1 protein-coding gene is annotated in these 526 nt (G+C 56.5%); it reads left to right on the plus strand.

All coding sequences use genetic code 11. The features are described from left to right. A partial coding sequence (locus J0A65_RS27345; RefSeq protein ID WP_269814659.1) for an aconitase family protein occupies positions 1-526 on the plus strand: 526 nt, incomplete at both ends.

The following is a 526-nucleotide window of genomic DNA, read 5'->3' on the forward strand; positions in this document are numbered from 1 at the left end:
CGCGCCTCCTGGATGCGTCTGCCCGATATTGTCGGCGTGGAGCTGACCGGCAAGCCTCACCCCGGCATTACCGCCACCGACATTGTGCTGGCCATTACCGAGTTCCTGCGTAAGGAAAAAGTCGTCGGGGCCTATCTGGAATTCTTCGGCGAGGGCGCATCCAGCTTAACTCTTGGCGATCGAGCCACCATTTCCAATATGACTCCGGAATACGGCGCCACGGCAGCCATGTTCTATATCGACAAGCAAACCATTGATTATCTGCGCTTAACCGGTCGTGAAGATAAGCAGGTTAGTCTGGTAGAAATTTATGCCAAGGCCACCGGTCTTTGGGCTGACCAAATGCAAGGTGCTGAGTACGAGCGGGTACTTAAGTTTGACCTTTCATCGGTAGTGCGCAATATGGCCGGGCCGTCTAATCCTCATGCCCGGGTCGCCACCGCAGATCTGGCCGCCAAGGGCATTGCCGCAGACTATCAGGAGCAACCAGGACAGATGCCGGATGGCGCGGTTATCATCGCCGCCA

This window comes from Bowmanella yangjiangensis (genome assembly GCF_017255015.1).
GTDB classification, from domain to species: Bacteria; Pseudomonadota; Gammaproteobacteria; order Enterobacterales; family Alteromonadaceae; genus Bowmanella; species Bowmanella yangjiangensis.